This window comes from Micromonospora foliorum, from assembly GCF_022229015.1.
Taxonomy (GTDB): Bacteria; Actinomycetota; Actinomycetes; order Mycobacteriales; family Micromonosporaceae; genus Micromonospora; species Micromonospora foliorum.
The window spans coordinates 1-18130 of the sequence record NZ_JAKKFF010000117.1 but is presented as its reverse complement, the minus strand read 5'-3'; the positions used below and the strand labels follow the sequence as shown (position 1 = coordinate 18130).

Here is an 18130-nt window from a genome sequence, read left to right as displayed (position 1 = left end):
ACCGCCCGCCGGCTCGCCGCCGCCGGTCACCACGTCGCCCTGTGCTACCGCCGCGACGAGGCCGCCGCCACCGCCCTCCTGGCCGACCTGCGGGCCGCCGGGGCACAGGCCATCGCGGTACGCGCCGACACCACCGACCCCGAGCAGGTGCACGCCCTGTTCGACGCGGCCACTCAACTCGGCCCGCTCACCGGGCTGGTCAACAACGCCGGCGTCACCAGCCTCATCGGGCCCTTCACCGAGCTGCGCGTCGAGGACCTGCGCCGGGTCGTCGACGTCAACCTCGTCGGTTACGTCCTCTGCGCCCAGCAGGCCGCCCGGCGGCTCACCGACGGCGGGGCGATCGTCAACGTCTCGTCGGCCGCCGCGACGCTCGGCAGCCCGGGGGAGTACGTGCACTACGCCGCCGTGAAGGCCGCCACCGACACCCTCACCGTCGGCCTGGCCAAGGAACTCGCCCCGAAGGGCATCCGGGTCAACGCCGTGGCTCCCGGCATCGTGCGCACCGACATCCACGCCGACTCCGGGGTGCCCGACCGCGCCGAGTCCGCCGTCGGTCGCATCCCGCTGGGCCGTGCCGGCGAACCCGACGAGATCGCCGCCGCCATCGCCTGGCTGCTCGGCCCGGACGCCTCGTACGCCACCGGGACGGTGCTGCGGGTCTCCGGCGGTCTCTGACCACGCGTCCAAGCGGTCGGAGACCGCCGGGCGTTCACGCGGTCGGAGACCGCCGGTGCCGGCTCAGTGGGTGAACAGCTTCGCCGCGGTCATGACGGTCTGTGCCACCCCGTAGCCGAGCAGCGCCGCCACCACCAACCAGGAGATCCACAACCGGGCCTGCTGCCCGGGTCGGCTGTCCTCACTCATCGCGTACCACTCCTCTGCGCCGTCGTGTCCTCGTCCACGTCCAGGTCCCGGTTGCCGTCCGCGCCCTGTTGCACGTCCTGTTCCGCCGACGGTTCGTGGTAGCGCTGCGGCACCGGCCGCACCAGCAGGTTGGCCACGAAGCCCACGGCCAGTACCCCCACCATCGTGAACAGCGCCGGGCGGTACGCCGCGGCGGTCAGCGAGCCCGGCTCGCCCTGCGCGTCGAGGAACCCGTTGACGATCAGCGGACCGGCGATCCCCGCCGCCGACCAGGCGGTCAGCAGCCGACCGTGGATCGCGCCGACCTGGAAGGTGCCGAACAGGTCCCGCAGGTACGCCGGCACGGTCGCGAACCCACCGCCGTAGAACGACAGGATCACGCAGGCCAGCAGCACGAACAGGGCCGTCGAGGTCTGCCCGACGAGCGCCAGCAGCGCGTAGAGCACCATGCCGACACCCAGGTACACCAGGTAGATCGGTTTGCGGCCGATGACGTCCGAGGTGGACGACCACGCGAACCGGCCGGCCATGTTGAACAGCGACAGCAGACCCACGAACCCACCGGCCGCCGCGACGGTCACCGCCGAGGTGCCGTTGTCGCGGAAGAAGTCCTGGATCATCGGGCTGGCCTGCTCCAGGATGCCGATGCCCGCAGTCACGTTGCAGAACAGCACCACCCACAGCAGCCAGAACGAGCGGGTCTTCACCGCGTTCGCCGCCGACACGTTCGCCGTGGTGACCAGCGGCTTCGCCGCCACGCTGGCCGGGTCGAAGCCGGCCGGCCGCCAGCCCTGCGCCGGCACCCGCACGTTCGCCACCCCGAACATCATGATCACGAAGTAGCCCAGGCCGAGCGTCACGAACAGCCACACCAGGGCGCTGCCCGACGCCGTCGACCCCGCGTTGGCCGGGTCGTAGCCGGCGTCGTAGAACGACAGCAGTTGCCGCGACAGGGGAGAGGCGACCATCGCCCCACCACCGAACCCCATGATCGCCAACCCGGTGGCCAGCCCCGGCCGGTCCGGGAACCACTTGATCAGGGTGGAGACGGGGGAGATGTAGCCGATGCCCAGCCCGATGCCGCCGAGCAGCCCGTAGCCCAGATACAACAGCCACAACTGCTTCGTGGCGATGCCCAGCGAGCCCACCAGGAAACCCGCCGCCCAGAAACAGGCCGAGACGAACATGGCCTTACGCGGCCCGTTCGCCTCCACCCACGTCCCGGCGACCGCGGCGGACAACCCGAGCATCACGATCGCGATGCTGAAGATCACCCCGATCGCCGTCTGACTGGTGTCGAAGTGAGCGATCAGGGAGTTCTTGTAGACGCTGGTGGCGTAGACCTGACCGATGCAGAGGTGGATGGCCAACGCCGCCGGGGGGATCAGCCAGCGGCTGTAGCCGGGCGGCGCGACGGTGTGCCGACGATCGAGTGCGGAAAGCATGCGCTGCTTCCTCTCCGATGAGGACGAGAAACGTCGCAGACAACGTGCCCACACCAGTCGTGAGCGGCAAACCTCACCGTCGCCGGACGGTCGCTCCGCTGAGCTGAGCGGTCAGTCAGCGCCCGCCCGGTGCGCGCGTGATCGACTCGGCTTCCGGAAACTCGGGGTGTCGCACAGAGCCGGACACCGCGACATGCCGGAAAACCGAGTCGATCACGCTGCCACTGGAGGCCGACCGTGCCGACCTCCAGCGCGCCGGCTCAGGCCGCGACCGCCGCCTCGGCGACCCGCTCGGCGTCGGGGCGCAGTTGCGGGGTGGCCAGCGAGATGACCAGGTTGACGATCGCGAAGACGGCCGCGATCAACAGCCCGCGGTGGAACCCGTCGACAAGCGCCTGCTGCTGACCGGCACCGCGACTGAGTGCCTCGGTGACGTGGGTGACCGACAGTGTGGTGACGATGGCCAACCCGAGGGCGCCGCCGACCTGGTACACGGCGGTGACCACGCCGGACGCGGCGCCGGCCTCATGGTGTTCGACGTCGGAGATCGCGGAGATCTGGGCGGGTACGCCCAGCGTGGTGATGCCCAGGCCGAACAGCAGCAGGCCGGGCAGCAGTTCGCCGGCGTACGAGCCGGTGGCGCTCGCCCCGCTGAGCAGCAGCAGGCCGGTCACGCTGAGCAGCGCGCCGATGATCTGCAGGGTGCGGGTGCCGAGTCGGTGCACCAGTTGGGTGGCGAGGGCGGCGCCGACGATGGCCGTCGCGCCCATCGGCAGGAACTGCAGGCCGGCGGTCAACGGCGAGGCGCCGCGTACCTGCTGCAGGTAGATCGCGGTGAGGAAGAACATCGACAGGAACGCGGCGCCGTTGAGCGCCAGCGCCCCACTGGAGACACTCAGCGCCCGGGAGCGGAACAGCCGCAGCGGCACCAGCGGCGCGGTCGAACGCGCCTCGACACCGACGAAGACCGCCAGCAGCGCGACCCCGCCGATGAGGGTGGCCAGCACCTGCGCCGAGCCCCAGCCGGCGGACTCGGCCCGGACCACGCCGAACACGACGGCGAGCAGGCCGGTGGTGCCGAGGACCGCGCCGAGCGCGTCGAAGGTCCGGGGGCCGGGCTGGGAGTGCCGCACGGCCGCCACGAAGGTCGGCACGATCGCCACGAGCGCGATGACGATGGGTACGTTGACGAAGAACACCCACCGCCAGCTCAGCGCGTCGACGAGCAGGCCGCCGGCCACCACGCCCAGGGTGCCGCCGAGCCCGGCGAGGGCACCCCAGATGCCCATGGCGATGTTGCGCTCCCGTCCGTGCGCGAAGGTGACGGTGAGGATGGCCAACGCCGCGGGGGAGAGCAACGCGCCGCCCAGGCCCTGCACGGCGCGCGCGGCGATCAGCAGGCCGGGCGAGGTGGCGAGCCCGGCGAGCAGGGACATCGCCCCGAACAGCACCAGGCCGACGATGAAGATCCGGCGGGCGCCGAGCAGGTCGGCGGCGCGACCGCCGAGCAGCAGGAAACCACCGAAGAGCAGGGTGTACGCGCTGATGACCCATTGCAGGTCGTCAGCGGTGAAGCTCAGATCGGACTGGATGTTGGGCAGCGCCACGTTCACGATCGTCACGTCGAGGATGACGATGAACTGCGCCACCGACAGCACCGCCAGAGTTGCCCAGGGACTACGTCGCATGCCTACCTCATCGGAGAGAAGACTTCACGCACGACGCGGTATACGCCGTACATCTACAACGTATACCGCGATGTGTACGTAGTACACTGGCATCGTGGCCAGTATGAGCAAGGACACCCCGCAACGTCTCGACCCCACCGCGATCGTCACGAGCGCGCTGCGCATCGCCGACGCCGAGGGCCTCTCCGCGATCACCATCCGCCGGCTGGCCCAGGAACACGGCGTCACCCCGATGGCGCTCTACCGGCACTTCCGGGACAAGGGCGACCTGCTCGACGCGCTCGCCGCACGCCTGCTTGCCGACATCCGCCTACCCGAGCCGAGCACCGCACCCTGGGACGAGCAGGTCCGCGCCATCCTGGCCGCCTGCCTCGCCGTGCTGCGCCCACACCCCACAGTCGCCGGCCTCGTGCCCACCCGCATCCTGCTGTCCGAGCCGGGCCTGATCCTGGTGGAGCGCATCCTCGCCCTGCTCGACGGGGCGGGCTACCCCCCGGAGCAGGCCACCGAGATCGGCAGCCAGGCCCTCTGCTCCCTGGTGACCCTCGTCGCCACCGAACCCGGCGCCATGGGCAGCACCGACCCGGACACCCGCGACGACGCCATCCGCGCCAAGCGGGCCGCGCTGCAGGCGTTGGCGCCGCAGCGTTTCCCGCACGTCCTCGCCGCCGCCGACGCGCTCACCCTCTGCGGCGACCGGGACGGCTACTACGACCTGGGCATCGAGTTCGCCGTCGCCGGCATCCGCGGCATCCGCCCGGCGACCCGTACCACCGGCTGACCCCACCGCCCGCGAGCGGCGCCGCCCTCCGCTACCGCAGGTCCGGGAGGTGCCAGCCGCCGGCCAACGCGTCGGCGTCCGCCGGACCCCAACTGCCCTTCTCGTACGACTGCACCGCCGCCGCCAGATCCAGGATCGGCTCGACGATGCGCCACTCCTGCTCGATCGTCTCGGCCCGCGCGAAGCGCAGGTGCTGCCCGTCCATCGCGTCGTCGAGCAGCCGCTCGTACGCCTCCTGCCGGCGACCGAGAGCCGCGCCGAAGTCGACGGACAGGTCCACCGGACGGCTCGCCACCTCGGCACCCGGGCTCTTCGCCTGGATCGACATGGTGATGCCGTCACCGCGCCCCAGGCGGAAGCGCAACAGGTTCGCCGCGGTCGCCGTGCCCCGCTCGGCGGGGATCAGCGAGCGCTGCGGCTGCTTGAACTCGACCACGACCTCGGTCGCCGTGCCCGGCAGTGACTTGCCGGTGCGCAGGTAGAAGGGCACACCCGCCCAGCGGGGGGAGTCGACCGTCAGCCTGGTCGCCACGAACGTCTCCGTGTTCGAGTCCGCCGCCACCCCCGGCTCCTCGCGGTAGCCGGCGTACTGCCCCCGGACGGTGGACTCTGGCGACAGCGGCGCGATCTGCCGCAGCACAGCGGCCTCCGCCTCCCGGAACGCCGCGGCGTCCTCGCTGGCGGGCGCCTCCATCGCGATGAGCGCGACGACCTGCAGGATGTGGTTCTGCAGCACGTCCCGGGTCGCGCCCACCGTGTCGTAGAAGCCGGCCCGGCCCTGCGTGCCGAAACCCTCGGCGAGGGTCACCTGGATGTTGTCGATGTGCTCGTTGTTCCACAGCGGCTCGAACAGCCGGTTGGCGAACCGGAAGGCGTAGAGGCCCTCGACGGCTTCCTTGCCGAGGTAGTGGTCGATGCGGAACACCCGCTCCGGCGCGAAGGCCGCGCCCAGCATGCGCTCCAACTCGCGGGAGGACTCCAGGTCACGCCCGAACGGCTTCTCCACGATCACCCGGCCCCGGTCGGCCAGACCCACCGCCGCCAGGCCCTCGACGACGGAGCCGAACACCGCCGGAGGGATGGCCAGGTAGAAGACCGGCCGCTCGGCGTCGCGCAACCGCTCAGCCAGCCGCTGGTACGTCGTCGGGTCCGCGTAGTTGCCAGAGATCATCGAAAGGTTGTCGGCCAGCCGATCGAACGTCTCGTCGTCGATCTCGTCATCGGCCTCGGTGACCGACTTGCGGGCCATGGTGACCAGCTGCTGATCATCCCAGGGGGAGCGGGCCACGCCGATCACCGGAACGTCGAGGCGGTCGCGCCGGGTCAGCTCGTACAGCGCCGGGAACAGCTTCTTCGAGACAAGGTCTCCCGTGACGCCGAACAGCACTACCGCGTCTGAGCGCATGTGCATGGCACTTCCCATTCGATCATCCGAACCTGATCTTCCGAACGGACAACGGCACGACCCACTCCAGGAATTCCCCAGCGTGCGGCGTACGTGAGGTCGGCGACAACACTGTCTCGACGAGCCCTTATGTTAAGGAAGGTTTACAGTACAGGCGGAGCGCCGGTAGCCTGCGATTCTAATCGACGAAGGTCGATCATGACGAGGCCTGGAGGTACCGTGCGTCGCCGACACACCACCACACGGCTGCTGGCCCTAGCCGCACTCGCACTCCCACTCATCCTGCCCGCCACCCCCGCCACCGCCGCGGCACCGACCCCACCAGCCCGACACCTCGACGACGTCATCCCCGCACCTGTCGAAACCCACCCCGACGCCAACAACACGTTCCGGATCACCCGCCCGACCGTGATCCGCACCACCCCAGGCTCAGCCGCCGCCCGGCGCATCGGCGAACAACTCGCCACCACGCTGCGCCCCGCCACCGGCCACCCCCTGCCCGTCCTGTCCACACGATCCACCCCGCTACCCGAGATCGCCCTGCTCATCGGAGACGCCGACGACCGCATCGGCCAACAGGGCTACCAACTCGACGTCACCCGCCGCGGCGTCACCATCCGCGCCAACACCCCCGCCGGACTGTTCGCCGGCACCCAGACCCTGCGCCAACTGCTCCCCGCCGAGATCGAGGCACCCGACCGGCAACGGAGCACCTGGACCGTCCCCGGCGGACGAATCGTCGACCACCCCCGCTTCGCCTACCGGGGCGCGATGCTCGACCTCGCCCGCCACTTCCACACCGTCGACGACATCACCGCCTACGTGGACCTGCTCGCCCAGTACAAAATCAACTACCTGCACCTGCACCTGACCGACGACCAGGGCTGGCGCATCCAGATCGACTCCTGGCCCCGCCTCACCACCGTCGGCGGCGGACCCGGCACCGGAGTCGACGGCGTCGGCCCCGGATACCTCACCAAGGCCGACTACCAGGCCGTCGTCGCCTACGCCGCCGCCCGACACATCACGATCATCCCCGAGATCGACATGCCCGGGCACACCAACGCCGCCCAGTCGACGTACCCCGAACTCAACTGCGACGGCGTCGCACCGCCCCCGCGCACCGACATCGCGGTCGGCTACAGCTCCCTCTGCATCAACGACGACCTCACCTACCGCTTCGTCGAGGACGTCATCCGCGAACTCGCCGCCATCACACCCGGACCATTCCTGCACATCGGCGGCGACGAAGCCCACGCCACCACCGACGAGGACTACCGCACCTTCATGAACCGGGTCCTGCCCCTGGTCGCGAAGTACGGCAAGCGCGCCTCCGGATGGAACGAGATCACCCAGGCCGACCCGAGCACCGACGTCGTCGCCCAGTTCTGGGGCACCGGCACCACCAACGCCAGCCTCGCCGCGGCCGCCGCCCGCGGCAACAAAATCATCATGTCGCCGGCGAACAAGTCCTACCTGGACATGAAGTACGACGCCAACACCCGCCTCGGCCTCCGCTGGGCCGGCCTCATCGAGGTGTCCGACGCGTACGGCTGGGACCCCGCCACCCGGGTCACCGGCGTCGGCGAGACCGCCATCCTCGGCGTCGAGGCCCCGCTGTGGTCCGAGACGCTGCGCACCCTCGACGACATCGAATACATGGCCTTCCCCCGCCTGCCCGCCATCGCCGAACTCGGCTGGTCCACCTCCGCCAGCCACGACTGGGAGTCGTTCCGGGCCCGGCTGGGGGAGCAGGCACCCCGCTGGCGACTGCAACAGGTCGACTTCTACCCGTCCCCGCAGGTGCCCTGGCTCTGACCCGTACCCACCTCGCACACTCTTCGTGGGCACCGGCCGACCCGGCCGGTGCCCACGACGGTCAGCGACCGCAGACGGTGTCCAACGCCTTCAGCGACGGGTCGAGATCCGGCGCCTCGACCTCGGTGGCCTTCGGACCGGCCAGACTGTCGTCACCCACGACACAACCACCCCTCTTGTGCCGTGCCATCACCGTCCACCTACGCCGTACACACCAAGCCAACACCCTCAGTAGCATCTCGACCATGAACCTGGCGGTCGATCAATCAGCGGAGACCGGACCACCTGTGGTGTGCCTACCCATGTTCAGCATGAGCCGCGCCGCCACCGCCGCAGCCTTCCGCCCCGCCCTCGCAGGGGAGGGCCTACGAGAGATCTACCTGGACCTGCCCGGCCACGGAGACACCCCCGCGAACTGCCCACCCACCTCCCAAGCGCTGCTGGACACCGTCTGCGCCTGGATCGACCACCACCTCGACACGCCAGTCCTGCTCGCCGGTGGCTCCTACGGCGCGTACCTGGCCGCCGGCATCGCCCGCCAACGACCCGACCTCGTCCGCGGCCTGCTCCTGGTCTGTCCCGGTGTCACCATCGCCCGCGACAGCCGGGACCTGCCCGACGACCCACCACTCGAAGCGCCCACCGGCTGGCTCGACGCCGCTCCCACCGGACTGCGCGCACACCTCGACGCCGCCCTCGGCCACCGCACCCCAGCCGTCGTCGCGACGGTGCTCGCGGCACTGCACTCCGGCGGCCCCGGCGACGCGACCTTCCAACAGGAGCTGCAGAGCGGTCCCGACTACGCGCTACCCGACGAGACCGCCGAGGTCGCCTTCGACGGCCCGGTCACCGTGGTCACCGGCCGACAGGACCGGATCGTCGGCTACGCCGACCAGTTCCGCGCCATGCGCCACTATCCGCGCGGCACCTACACCATGATCGACGCGGCCGGACACTACCTGCCGTACGAACAACCCACCCTGCTGCGCTCGCTCACCCACGACTGGCTGCGCCGTACCCGCGGCTAGGCCCGGACCGAACCGCATCGCTACTGGTTGGACAATGGGGGACCGGCCCCAACGGGCGCCCTTGCGGGCCTCGAAACGCTCGCGCCGTCCGTACCACCAGGGAGAATCGTGACAAGTAGGTTCACCGAGCTGGCCGTTGACTGCCACGACCCGGAGAGGGTGGCGGCCTTCTGGTGCGAGGTCCTGGATTTCACGGTGATCGACAGGGGCGTGGGCAGGGTCGAGATCGGCTCCTGGGTGCCGACCGTCGAGGAGGTTCGGGCCCGCCAGATGCCGCCCACCGTGCTGTTCATCCAGGTGCCCGAGGGCAAGGCCGTCAAGAACCGGCTTCACCTCGACGTCAGCCCGATCGACGGCAGCACCGGGAACGAGGTGATCAGATTGCTCGGCCTCGGTGCCACCAGGACGGATGTGGGCCAGGGCGCAGAGCGAAACTGGGTGGTCATGGCAGACCCGGAGGGCAACGAATTCTGCGTCCTACGCACCCTGGCGCCGCAGCAACAGGCCACAAGCGACCCACCCCACCATCACCACAAGGCGATTCGATAACGCACATTATGTAAAGTAAGGCGTTCTGGCGGTCCCCTCGCCGTCGCCCAACCGGGGTCAGTCGCGCGTCAGGCCGGGCGGGCACGCGTCCTCGTCCGGCCCGACGAGGCGCGCGTTGACCAGCGGGTTGCGCGCCAGCGCCGCGAGCACGGCGGCGCTGGCCCCGATGTCGGTCCAGGTGTCGTCCCACAGGGCGGAGACGAGCCAGGAGCGATCCGCCGGGAAGAACAGGTCGGGCAGCGTTCCGTCGCCGCGCATGTGACCGGTCCGCCAGGTGAGGGCCTGTTCCGGCCCGGCCTCGACCAACACGTAGGGCCAGTCCCAGTAGAGGGACACTCTTGGGGCATGCGGGAAGACGACGTCGTGGGCGCCGGTGTCGAGGAATCCCAGCCACCAGGGCTGATCCGGTGTGCACGACACCAGCTCGTCGACCACCGCGCGTTCGTGGGCGTCGAGACCGACCCCTTCCGGTGGGTGGAAGGTGCCGTACGCCTCGAACACCGGCGGGATCGCGGTGGTGACCGAGAAACCCTGCGTGGTGCGCCCGGCGAGCCAAGCGACGTCGCTGGCCGTGCCGATCCGCCAGGTGCGGCCGTCCTTGTTGACATCCATGGGCGCCGTCCGGGTCGTTGCGTCCTGCGCGTCGCGGTTCATGGCGGCGGGCGACGCACAGGGAGCCCGCCCGGCTCGGCCGGCGGCCCGCCACTGGTGCCCCTCGGAGCAGACCAGATCCGTCGGACCGTCGAGGTCCCGGTACGCGATGGGCGTGCCGAGCCGGCCACAGGTGGGACAGGTGGCGGCGAGCGACGTCATGCCGGGGACGATACGTGCTTCTCGATCAGCTCCAGGCGTACTCGTGGCGCTCTGGGATGTGGCCCTCTCCCCTGGCTCATCCGCTTCCCGGATACGCGAAAATGCTGCATAATATCCCTTATGCATGACAAACAGGACGAATCGCTCGCGGTGCTGATCGAGGAGTTCCTGACCGCGCGGGCCACCCGCAAGCCCTCCCCGCACACCCTGGCCGCGTACCGCAGGGATCTGCACACGGTGGCCGCCCTGGTCGCGGAGGATTTCACCCCTCCCCTCCCCCTGGACGCGTTGTCGATCACCGACCTCTCCCCCCGGGTGATGCGGGCGGCCTTCGCCCGGTTCGCCGCTCCCCGGGCGCCCGCGTCGGTGCATCGGGCCTGGTCCACCTGGAACAGTTTCTTCACGTTCCTGGTCGCTGACGGGTTCGTGGCGGGCAACCCGATGCCGGCGGTCGGGCGCCCTCGGGCGCTACTCCCCCAGCCCAAGCCGCTGCGTGGCGCGGACACCCCCGAGGTGCTGCTCGCGTCCGCCGCGCGCGACGACGGTCGGCAACGCGACCCGTGGCCGGAGCGGGACGTGGCGGTGTTGGCGGTGGCGCTCTGCGCCGGGCTGCGCCTGTCGGAGCTGTTGGCGTTGCGGGTCGACTCGCTCGGCGGTCGGCCGGGTGAGCGGCGGGTCGAGGTGGCGGGCAAGGGCGGGCGGCCTCGGGTGGTGCCGATCGAGGCGGATCTGGACCGGGTGCTGCGCGACTACCTGGACAGTCGGGTGCGGCGCTTCGGTTCGCGGTCGGTACGCCCCGACTCGGCGTTCCTGGTGGATCGGCGTGGTGAGCCGTTGCGCCGTGGTGGCCTGCAGTATCTCGTCGAGTCGTGTTACCGGCGGGCCGGTATCGGTGACCGGGTGCCGCGTGGCGCGCGGCTGCACGCGTTGCGGCACACCTTCGCGACCCGGTTGGCGGAGGACGGTGCGAGCGCGGCGGAGATCATGCGGTTGTTGGGGCACGCGTCGTTGGCGTCGTCGCAGACGTACATCGAGGTGACGGCCGGGCAGCAGCGCGATGCGGTGCGCGCCAACCGGACCAACCGCGCGCTGGCGGGTCTGGTGCCGCCGGGGTGAGCGTGGTCAGTGTGCGCGGTCGCCGGTGCCGTCGGCGGTGACGGGCAGGGGGCCGAGGACGGCGTTGATGATGTGGATGCGGGCGTTGGTGGCCTGGTAGTCGGCGCAGACTGTGTCGGCGCGGTCGCCGATGCGGGCGGTGTCCCCGGTGCGGGTGACGGTGATGGTGACGCCGTCGAGGGTGGTGGCGGTGCCGGCGGTGGTGAGGTCGGCGATCGGGTGTGTTCCGGTGATGAGGTGGGCTTTCAGCAGGGTGCGGAGCTGGTCGGTGTGGCGGGTCATGAGGTCGTCCCAGTTGTCCTCGGAGAACGTGGCGGCGAAGGCGTCGTCGGAGGGTGCCAGGACGGTGACGCCGGCGGGCAGGTCGGTGAGGACGCCGCTGGTACGCAGGGCCGCTTCGAACGTGGTGAGGGTGGGGATCCAGCGCAGCGCCTGGTCGACGGGTTGACCGGCGAGGAAGCTCGGGTTGCCGGGTTCGGTGCCGGTGGGCAGGGCGGCGCAGAGTTCCCCGGTGACCTGGGGTGCGGCGGTCGTGTGGGGAGCTGCGGGGCTGCCGGTGCAGGCGGCGAGCAGCAGTGCTGGCAGGAGCGGGCCGAGCGCCCGTCGGACGCGCCGGGCGGCGTGCGGTCCGCGGGGTCGTCGGGGGTGTCGCGGTGGGGTGGCGGGGTGCGACACGGCGGCCTCCACGGGTGCGGGGGTTGGTGGGTGGTGGGGTGCCGGCGGCGCGGGTGTCGGGCCGCGCCGCCGGCGTGACGGTTCGCTAGTTGTCGGTCACAGTGCCGCGCACTGGGTGGTGCGGGGGCCGTGGACGGTGTTGGCGATGCCGAGGTTGTCCGGGGTGGGGTTGTTGCCTGTGCAGTTGAGTGGGCCGCGGATGGTGGTGCCGGCCAGCACGGGTGTGTCGGCGCCGGTGGTGTTGCCGGTCAGGTCGACGGGGCCGGCGATGGTGGCGTCGATGATGGAGATCGTGTCGGTGGTGTTGGCGATGCGGACCGGGCCGTTGACGGTGCTGTCGGCGAGGAGGACGCCGGCGGCGCCGGTGGCGGTGAGCGGGCCGCTGATGGTCGTCGCGGTCGTGACGAGTGCCGTGCCGGGGCGGACGGTGACCGGGCCGTTGATGGTGGCGTCGTCGGCGCAGGTGAACCCGGTGACGACCAGGGGTCCGTTGCGGCGGCCGGTGAGGGTGGGATAGACGCGTTCGCCGTCGGTGAGCTTCTCCACGCCCTTGGGGTCGAGGAGCAGGGGGATGAGGCCGCGTTCGGGTTGGTTGAGGGGGACGTAGTGGTCGTCGCCGATGGTGATGACCTTCCAGCCGTGGGCGGCGATGCGTTGGGCGACGGTGGTGCCGACGCCGCCGGGTCCGTCGGTGCGGGCGCCGTTGTACTGCGCGTCGGTGAGTTTGTAGGCGCAGGGCGGGGTGTCGAGGATCAGGTCGGCGGGGGGCGCGTCGAGTGGTGGTGGGCTGTCGCCGGGGTGCGGTGCCGGGTGGGCGGGGATGGGGCGGGAGCCGCGGAAGACGAGCCGGCCGGTGTTGGCGGCCTGGGTTTCGATGGCCTCGGTGCGGGCCTTGAGGATGTCGGCGCGGTCGGCGCGGTGGTAGTCGAGGAACTGGTGGAACGTCCAGAGGGCGGAGTAGGTCTTGCGGCGCCGGTTGTTGGCGGTGTTGCCCTCGTCGGGGCGGGTCTGGCCGCCGGAGCTGCGCAGTTCCAGCAGGGAGTTGGTGACGTTCTTGAGCCCGAGGGTGTTGCGCAGGATGGTTTCCTCGCTGAGGCCGACGTTGCCGCCGCCTTCGCAGCCGTAGGGGCAGGCCCACCAGCCGGCTTCGGCGCCCTTGGCGTACATGTGGCCCTCGATCATGTCCTGGGACTGGTCGAAGATGGGTTGGGCGACGTTCTGGTGCCGTGGGGGCAGCATCGGCAGGTCGCCGGCGCGGGAGTTGCCGAACTCGTGGCCGTCGTAGCCGGCGACGGGTCGGTAGTCGCGGACCATTCTGATGTACGCGGTGGTTTCCGGCTGGCGGATGAGCGAGTAGTCGCGGTTGAGGTCCTGGCCGGTGGAGTTGCCGCGGGTGTTGTTGGCGCGGCCGTCTCCGTTGATGGTGGGGACGATCAGGACGGTGGTGTGGCTGAGCAGGTCGGTGATGCGGGGGTCGGTGCTGAAGGCGAGTTGGCGGGCCATGATGAGGCAGGCTTCGCGGTCGCCGGGTTCGTTGCCGTGCACGTTGCAGTTGATGGCCACGGGTGCGGTGGCGGCGACGGCCGTGGGGGTGGCCGGTGGGGTGGGGTGGCCGATGACGAGCATGTTGATGGGTCGGTTCTGCACGGTGCGGCCGAGTTCCACGACGCGGACGCGGTCGCTGAGGGTGTCGATGGCGGCGGTGTAGGCGTACTCGTCGGTGTCGCTTGTGTATTGCGCGGCGTGGGTGGTTTCCCACTGGGTGCGCAGGTTTTCGCCGGGGGTGTCGGGGTTGCCCCAGGGTGCGGTGGTGGTGGCGGTGACCGGGTCGGAGTAGGGCTGTTCGGTGGTGCCGGTGCGGGCGCGTACGCGCCATTGGAAGGTGTCGCCGGGGTTGTAGCCGGCGTCGGCGAAGGTGGGTGCCTGTTGGTTGATCTGGCGGTTGGGTCGCCAGACGCCGACGATGGTGGGTGCGCCGGTGGGGGTGCCGGTGGCGTCGACGGGGGTGCGTTCGATCTGGTAGTCGGTGGCGCCGGCGACGGGTTGCCAGGCGAGGGTGGTGTATCCGTCGGCCTGGTGGGCGGTGAGGGCGGTGACCTGGTCGGGTGGTGCGGCGTTGGCGGGGGTGGGTGTTGCGGTGGTGAGGGTGATGGCGATGAGGGTGGACACGGCGATGAGGGTGGGTCGCTTGCGTCTCATGTGGCCTCCGACGAGTTGATCGTGGCGCGTATCGACCAGCATGATCGTCGGAGTTCGCCGATGCAATGATCTTGAGGGAATCTTGCGGTCCGCTCCCCCGCCGGCCCTTGATCGACTCGGTTTTCAGGAAGGCGCGGTGTCCCGGGCGCGGGGATGCGCCGGTTTTCAGGAAGCCGAGTCGACCTTGAGGGTGGCGTCAGGCCGAATGGTCGGCGCGGCGGGGCGTGGTGCTCAGCGGGCGTGCCGCAGGGCCCAGTCGAGGGCGACGTCGGCGATGCGCTGCCAGCCCTGCTGGGCGGGCAGCAGGTGCGGGTACCCCTCGAAGAGCTCGACCTCGGTGATGGTGTCGCCCCGGTAGAGCGCGGCGTTGGCGCGTTGCACGCTCGGCGGCTGGATGTGGTCTTCCGAGCCGGAGATGAACAGCAGCGGCGCGCGCTGGTCGTTGTGGTAGTCGACGGCGATGCCCTGGGGGCCGGGCAGCAGGTTGGCCAGGACGCTGTCCCAGAGGATGCCGCCGGCGGCGGGGATGGCGTAGCGCTCGTACAGGGCGCGGGCGGTCTGCTCGTCGAAGGTGTTGGTGAACGCGTAGTTCCACTGCTCGAAGGTGAACCCGACGGCGCGGTGCCGGTTGGCGGGGTTGCGCAGCACCGGGAAGGTGGAGCGCAGCTGCGAGAAGGGGATGTTCCGGACGCCTTCGGTGGGTGCCGAGTTGAGCACGACGGCACTGGCGCCGTAGCCGCGGTCGAGCAGCACCTGGGTGAACGCCCCGCCGGCGGAGTGGCCCATCAGGATCGGCGGCGTGGGCAGCGCGGCGACCACCGTGGACAGGTGCGCGATGACCTGCGGCGCGGTCAGCGTTTCCAGGGGGCTGGGGTCGGCGTTGATCGCCTCGACCTCGCCTTCCAGCCCGGGGTAGGTGGGGGTGAGCACCCGGAAGCCCTTGTCCTGGTAGTGGGTGACCCAGTTTTCCCAGCTGCGGGGGGTGACCCAGAACCCGTGGATGAGGACGATCGTGTCCGGCGCGTCGTTCATGGTCAGCTCCCTGTGGTGTCGGGGACGGTGTCAGCCGAGGTCGACCAGCAGGGGGCGGTGGTCGGAGATGGTGGACGGTGGTGCGGTGACGGCGCGTACCGGTGGGAGGTCGGCGAGGGCGTGCCGGTCGGCGAGGATGTGGTCGAGTTGGACGCGGGGCTGCCCGGAGGGGTAGGTGGGGCGTCGGCCCAGGGGGTGCCAGCCGGAGATGAGCCGGGCCGCGCCGGCGGGCAGGTTGAGGTCGCCGAGCAGGACGCGGGGGCCCGGTAGGGCGCGCAGGGCGCGGACGGTCTGGCGTAGTTGGCGGGCGTTCCAGCCGGGCACGAAGGACAGGTGGGTCGCGGCGACGGTGAGGGGGCCGTGGGGGGTGTCCAGGACGGCGGCGAGGACCACGCGGGGTTCGTCGTGCAGCAGGATGAGGCCGCCGCGGGGGCCGGGCACGTAGACCGGTGAGCGCACGGGTGCCGGCTTGAGTCGGGTGACCTGCCAGCTGCGGACGGGGTGTCGGCTGATCAGCCCGATGCCGTAGCAGGGTTCGCCGTGGCCGTCGTCGTCGTGGCGCAGCGGGCGGAACTGTTCGCCGGGGGTGCCGACGACGGCGGCGGCGAAGCGGTGGTGGGGTGCGTTGAGGGCGCGGGCGGCGATGGCGGTGAGGTCGAGGTTTCCGCTGCGGTGTTGGTCGCGGTCGACCTCCTGCAGGGCGAGCACGTCGGCGTCGAGGGCGGCGATGGCGGCGGCGAGTCGGGCGGGGTCGACGAGCCCGTCGGTGAGGGACCGTCCGTGCAGCAGGTTGAACGTGGCCAGGCGCACTCCTGCACCTTACGTGCCCGTGGCATGGTTGCCGGGTGGTGAAGGTGTTGCTGTGCTCGGTGCTGGTGTTCGTGGCGGTCGGGGCGTTGGGGGTGTGGTTGCGGCGTACGCGGGGTCGGTGACCGGGTGAGGCTTGCCACTCGGGGGCTGGTGGGGCGCGTCGGGTGGGCAGAATTGCCGCCCGTGGACGCCGTGACGCTGAGTACGCTGCTGGCCGCCGCGGCGATGGCCGGGTGGGTCGATGCCGTGGTCGGTGGTGGCGGGTTGTTGCTGCTGCCGGCGTTGCTGGTGGCCGCCCCGGGGTTGCCGGTGGCCACCGCGCTGGGCACGAACAAGTTGGCCGCGATCTTCGGTACGGCCACGGCGGCGGCGACGTACGCCCGCCGGACGACTGTCGACTGGCGGGTGGCGGGGCCGGCGGCGGGGTTGGCGGTGGTCAGCGCGGGTGTGGGCGCGGCTCTCGCCGGGGCGGTGCCGGCGTCGGCGTACCGGCCGGTGGTGTTGGTCGTGTTGGTGGCGGTGGCGGTGTTCGTGCTGCTGCGTCCCCGGCTGGGGGTGCTGCCGGCGCCGCAGCGGCGCACTCCGGTGCGGGTGGCGATGGTGATCGCGGTGGCCGGGGTGGGGATCGCCCTGTACGACGGGTTGATCGGCCCGGGCACCGGCACGTTCCTGGTGGTGGCGTTCACCGCGCTTGTCGGCGCGGACTTCGTGCACGGCTCGGCGATGGCGAAGGTCGTCAACGCGGGGACGAACCTGGGCGCGCTTGTGGTGTTCGGGGTGACCGGGCACGTGTGGTGGTTGCTGGGCGCCGCCATGGCGGTGTGCAACATCGCCGGCGCGGTGCTGGGGGCGCGGATGGCGTTGCGTCGCGGCTCCGGGTTCGTGCGGGTGGTGCTGCTCGTGGTGGTGGTGGCGTTGGTCGCGAAGCTCGGCCACGACCAGTGGGTGAGCTAGCCGCGGCGGCTGGGTGAGTCGAAGCGTCCGGCGCGGATCTCGCGCAGGGCCCGGCGGCGGGTGTCGCCGCGCAGGGTGTCGACGTAGAGCTTCCCGCCCAGGTGGTCGGTCTCGTGTTGCAGGGCGCGGGCCAGGAACCCGCTGCCGGCGATGGTCAGCGGCTCGCCGTGCTGGTCGACGCCGTGGGCGGTGGCGTGCAGGGCCCGCACGGTCGGGAAGTACAGCCCGGGGATGGACAGGCAGCCCTCCTCGTCGTCCTGGAGCTCCTCGGACAGCTCGAGGGTGGGGTTGATGAGGTGGCCGCGGTGCCCGTCGGCGTCGTAGACGAACACCTGGGCGCTGACGCCGATCTGCGGTGCGGCGACGCCGGCGCGGCCGGGGGCGCCGAGCAGGGTGTCCATCAGGTCGGTGACGAGGGCGCGCAGCTCGGCGTCGAAGGTGGTGACCGGTTCGCATCCGGTGCGCAGGACAGGGTCGCCGATGATCCGGATGGGCCGCATGGTCATGCGGGTCAGCGTATCGCCGTCGGGTGCGGCGGTCGGCGCCCGGCCAGGGTGGCGCGGATCGGGGTGGTCTTCGCGGCGGCCTCGGCGACCTCGGCGTGCGGGTCGCTGTCCCAGGTGATGCCGCCGCCGGCCCAGGTGTGCAGCCGTTGGCCGTCGGCGGCGGCGGTGCGGATGGTCAGGCCGAGGTCGATGTGGCCCGGGGTGACCCAGCCCAGCGCGCCCATGCTGGCGCCCCGTCCGACGGGTTCGAGGGCGCTGATCTGGGTCAGGGCGGCGAGTTTCGGGGCGCCGGTGACGGAGCCGCCGGGGCAGGTGGCGCGCAGCAGGTCGGCGAGGCCGAGGCCGTCGGCGGCGGTGGCGCGGACGGTCGACTCGGCCTGCCACAGGTCGCACCAGCGGCGCACGGCGAACAGGTCGTCGACGGTGACGGTGCCGGTGCGGGCG

Annotated in this window: 18 protein-coding genes; 7 read left to right on the top strand and 11 right to left on the bottom strand. The window is 71.2% G+C overall.

Annotation, left to right across the window (positions count from 1 at the left end; all coding sequences use genetic code 11):
• Nucleotides 1-678: SDR family oxidoreductase (locus PSH25_RS10775; protein ID WP_238658920.1), on the top strand; the 678-nt coding region annotated here is incomplete at its 5' end.
• A 63-nt stretch (nt 679-741) separates the two neighbouring features.
• Here PSH25_RS10775 and PSH25_RS33640 read toward each other — a convergent pair.
• The 3 genes from PSH25_RS33640 to PSH25_RS10765 form a co-directional block, all read right to left on the bottom strand.
• On the bottom strand, nt 742-867 hold the full coding sequence (locus PSH25_RS33640) for an MFS transporter small subunit (RefSeq protein WP_274527293.1): 126 nt from the start codon (nt 865-867) through the stop codon (nt 742-744).
• Nucleotides 864-2312: an OFA family MFS transporter gene (locus PSH25_RS10770; RefSeq protein WP_238658919.1), complete on the bottom strand. Its 1449-nt coding sequence runs from the start codon at nt 2310-2312 to the stop codon at nt 864-866. The genes PSH25_RS33640 and PSH25_RS10770 overlap by 4 nt, the downstream gene beginning before the upstream one ends.
• Nucleotides 2313-2572: 260 nt before the next feature.
• On the bottom strand, nt 2573-4000 hold the full coding sequence (locus tag PSH25_RS10765) for a DHA2 family efflux MFS transporter permease subunit (RefSeq protein ID WP_238658917.1): 1428 nt from the start codon (nt 3998-4000) through the stop codon (nt 2573-2575).
• 103 nt (nt 4001-4103) lie between these two features.
• Between PSH25_RS10765 and PSH25_RS10760 the strand changes: the two genes are divergently transcribed.
• Entirely contained in the window at nt 4104-4781 is a 678-nt protein-coding gene (locus tag PSH25_RS10760) for a TetR/AcrR family transcriptional regulator (RefSeq protein ID WP_238658926.1), read from the top strand.
• 31 nt (nt 4782-4812) lie between these two features.
• On the opposite strand, the gene zwf is transcribed toward PSH25_RS10760, so the two are convergent.
• The gene (zwf, locus tag PSH25_RS10755; protein ID WP_238658914.1) at nt 4813-6192 is read right to left on the bottom strand and encodes a glucose-6-phosphate dehydrogenase; all 1380 of its coding nucleotides are present in this window, start codon (nt 6190-6192) and stop codon (nt 4813-4815) included.
• Between the two features lie 213 nt (nt 6193-6405).
• Here zwf and PSH25_RS10750 point away from each other — a divergent pair, with 213 nt between their 5' ends.
• The 3 genes from PSH25_RS10750 to PSH25_RS10740 all read left to right on the top strand — a co-directional run bounded on the left by PSH25_RS10750 (nt 6406) and on the right by PSH25_RS10740 (nt 9581).
• The gene (locus PSH25_RS10750; protein ID WP_238658913.1) at nt 6406-8004 is read left to right on the top strand and encodes a beta-N-acetylhexosaminidase; all 1599 of its coding nucleotides are present in this window, start codon (nt 6406-6408) and stop codon (nt 8002-8004) included.
• A gap of 245 nt (nt 8005-8249) precedes the next feature.
• Nucleotides 8250-9032 carry an alpha/beta fold hydrolase gene (locus PSH25_RS10745; RefSeq protein WP_238658911.1) on the top strand — a complete coding sequence of 261 codons (783 nt, stop codon included), beginning with the start codon at nt 8250-8252 and terminating at the stop codon, nt 9030-9032.
• Nucleotides 9033-9140: 108 nt separating this feature from the next.
• The gene (locus PSH25_RS10740; RefSeq protein ID WP_238658909.1) at nt 9141-9581 is read left to right on the top strand and encodes a VOC family protein; all 441 of its coding nucleotides are present in this window, start codon (nt 9141-9143) and stop codon (nt 9579-9581) included.
• A gap of 57 nt (nt 9582-9638) precedes the next feature.
• On the opposite strand, the gene PSH25_RS10735 is transcribed toward PSH25_RS10740, so the two are convergent.
• Complete coding sequence (locus tag PSH25_RS10735) at nt 9639-10394, bottom strand: hypothetical protein (protein ID WP_238658908.1); 756 nt, start codon at nt 10392-10394, stop codon at nt 9639-9641.
• Nucleotides 10395-10514: 120 nt separating this feature from the next.
• On the opposite strand from PSH25_RS10735, the gene PSH25_RS10730 reads away from it, so the two are divergent.
• Nucleotides 10515-11510 carry a tyrosine-type recombinase/integrase gene (locus PSH25_RS10730; RefSeq protein WP_238658906.1) on the top strand — a complete coding sequence of 332 codons (996 nt, stop codon included), beginning with the start codon at nt 10515-10517 and terminating at the stop codon, nt 11508-11510.
• 6 nt (nt 11511-11516) lie between these two features.
• Here the strand turns inward: PSH25_RS10730 and PSH25_RS33935 are convergent, their stop codons facing one another.
• From PSH25_RS33935 to PSH25_RS10705, 4 genes are all read right to left on the bottom strand, one after another.
• Nucleotides 11517-12185: a fasciclin domain-containing protein gene (locus PSH25_RS33935; RefSeq protein ID WP_238658905.1), complete on the bottom strand. Its 669-nt coding sequence runs from the start codon at nt 12183-12185 to the stop codon at nt 11517-11519.
• 96 nt (nt 12186-12281) lie between these two features.
• Nucleotides 12282-14384 (bottom strand): M14 family zinc carboxypeptidase, encoded by a 2103-nt coding sequence (locus PSH25_RS10720; RefSeq protein WP_274527292.1) that lies wholly within the window; start codon nt 14382-14384, stop codon nt 12282-12284.
• Between the two features lie 231 nt (nt 14385-14615).
• The gene (locus PSH25_RS10710; RefSeq protein ID WP_238658903.1) at nt 14616-15416 is read right to left on the bottom strand and encodes an alpha/beta hydrolase; all 801 of its coding nucleotides are present in this window, start codon (nt 15414-15416) and stop codon (nt 14616-14618) included.
• A 30-nt stretch (nt 15417-15446) separates the two neighbouring features.
• Entirely contained in the window at nt 15447-16226 is a 780-nt protein-coding gene (locus PSH25_RS10705; protein ID WP_238658901.1) for an endonuclease/exonuclease/phosphatase family protein, read from the bottom strand.
• Nucleotides 16227-16409: 183 nt separating this feature from the next.
• Between PSH25_RS10705 and PSH25_RS10700 the strand changes: the two genes are divergently transcribed.
• On the top strand, nt 16410-17180 hold the full coding sequence (locus PSH25_RS10700; protein WP_308193649.1) for a sulfite exporter TauE/SafE family protein: 771 nt from the start codon (nt 16410-16412) through the stop codon (nt 17178-17180).
• Here the strand turns inward: PSH25_RS10700 and def are convergent.
• Together def and PSH25_RS10690 are read right to left on the bottom strand one after the other, a co-directional pair.
• Nucleotides 17177-17686, bottom strand: a complete 510-nt coding sequence (def, locus tag PSH25_RS10695) for a peptide deformylase (protein ID WP_238658900.1) — start codon at nt 17684-17686, stop codon at nt 17177-17179. The genes PSH25_RS10700 and def overlap by 4 nt on opposite strands.
• Nucleotides 17687-17691: 5 nt before the next feature.
• Nucleotides 17692-18130: chorismate-binding protein (locus tag PSH25_RS10690; RefSeq protein WP_238658898.1), on the bottom strand; the 439-nt coding region annotated here is incomplete at its 5' end.

Bases quoted from the DNA above. Each gene is read 5' to 3' on its own strand.
- PSH25_RS33640 (WP_274527293.1), bottom strand. From the start codon at position 867: ATGAGTGAGGACAGCCGACCCGGGCAGCAGGCCCGGTTGTGGATCTCC.
- PSH25_RS10770 (WP_238658919.1), bottom strand. From the start codon at position 2,312: ATGCTTTCCGCACTCGATCGTCGGCACACCGTCGCGCCGCCCGGCTAC.
- PSH25_RS10765 (WP_238658917.1), bottom strand. From the start codon at position 4,000: ATGCGACGTAGTCCCTGGGCAACTCTGGCGGTGCTGTCGGTGGCGCAG.
- PSH25_RS10760 (WP_238658926.1), top strand. From the start codon at position 4,104: ATGAGCAAGGACACCCCGCAACGTCTCGACCCCACCGCGATCGTCACG.
- zwf (WP_238658914.1), bottom strand. From the start codon at position 6,192: ATGCACATGCGCTCAGACGCGGTAGTGCTGTTCGGCGTCACGGGAGAC.
- PSH25_RS10745 (WP_238658911.1), top strand. From the start codon at position 8,250: ATGAACCTGGCGGTCGATCAATCAGCGGAGACCGGACCACCTGTGGTG.
- PSH25_RS10735 (WP_238658908.1), bottom strand. From the start codon at position 10,394: ATGACGTCGCTCGCCGCCACCTGTCCCACCTGTGGCCGGCTCGGCACG.
- PSH25_RS10730 (WP_238658906.1), top strand. From the start codon at position 10,515: ATGCATGACAAACAGGACGAATCGCTCGCGGTGCTGATCGAGGAGTTC.
- PSH25_RS10720 (WP_274527292.1), bottom strand. From the start codon at position 14,384: ATGAGACGCAAGCGACCCACCCTCATCGCCGTGTCCACCCTCATCGCC.
- PSH25_RS10710 (WP_238658903.1), bottom strand. From the start codon at position 15,416: ATGAACGACGCGCCGGACACGATCGTCCTCATCCACGGGTTCTGGGTC.
- def (WP_238658900.1), bottom strand. From the start codon at position 17,686: ATGACCATGCGGCCCATCCGGATCATCGGCGACCCTGTCCTGCGCACC.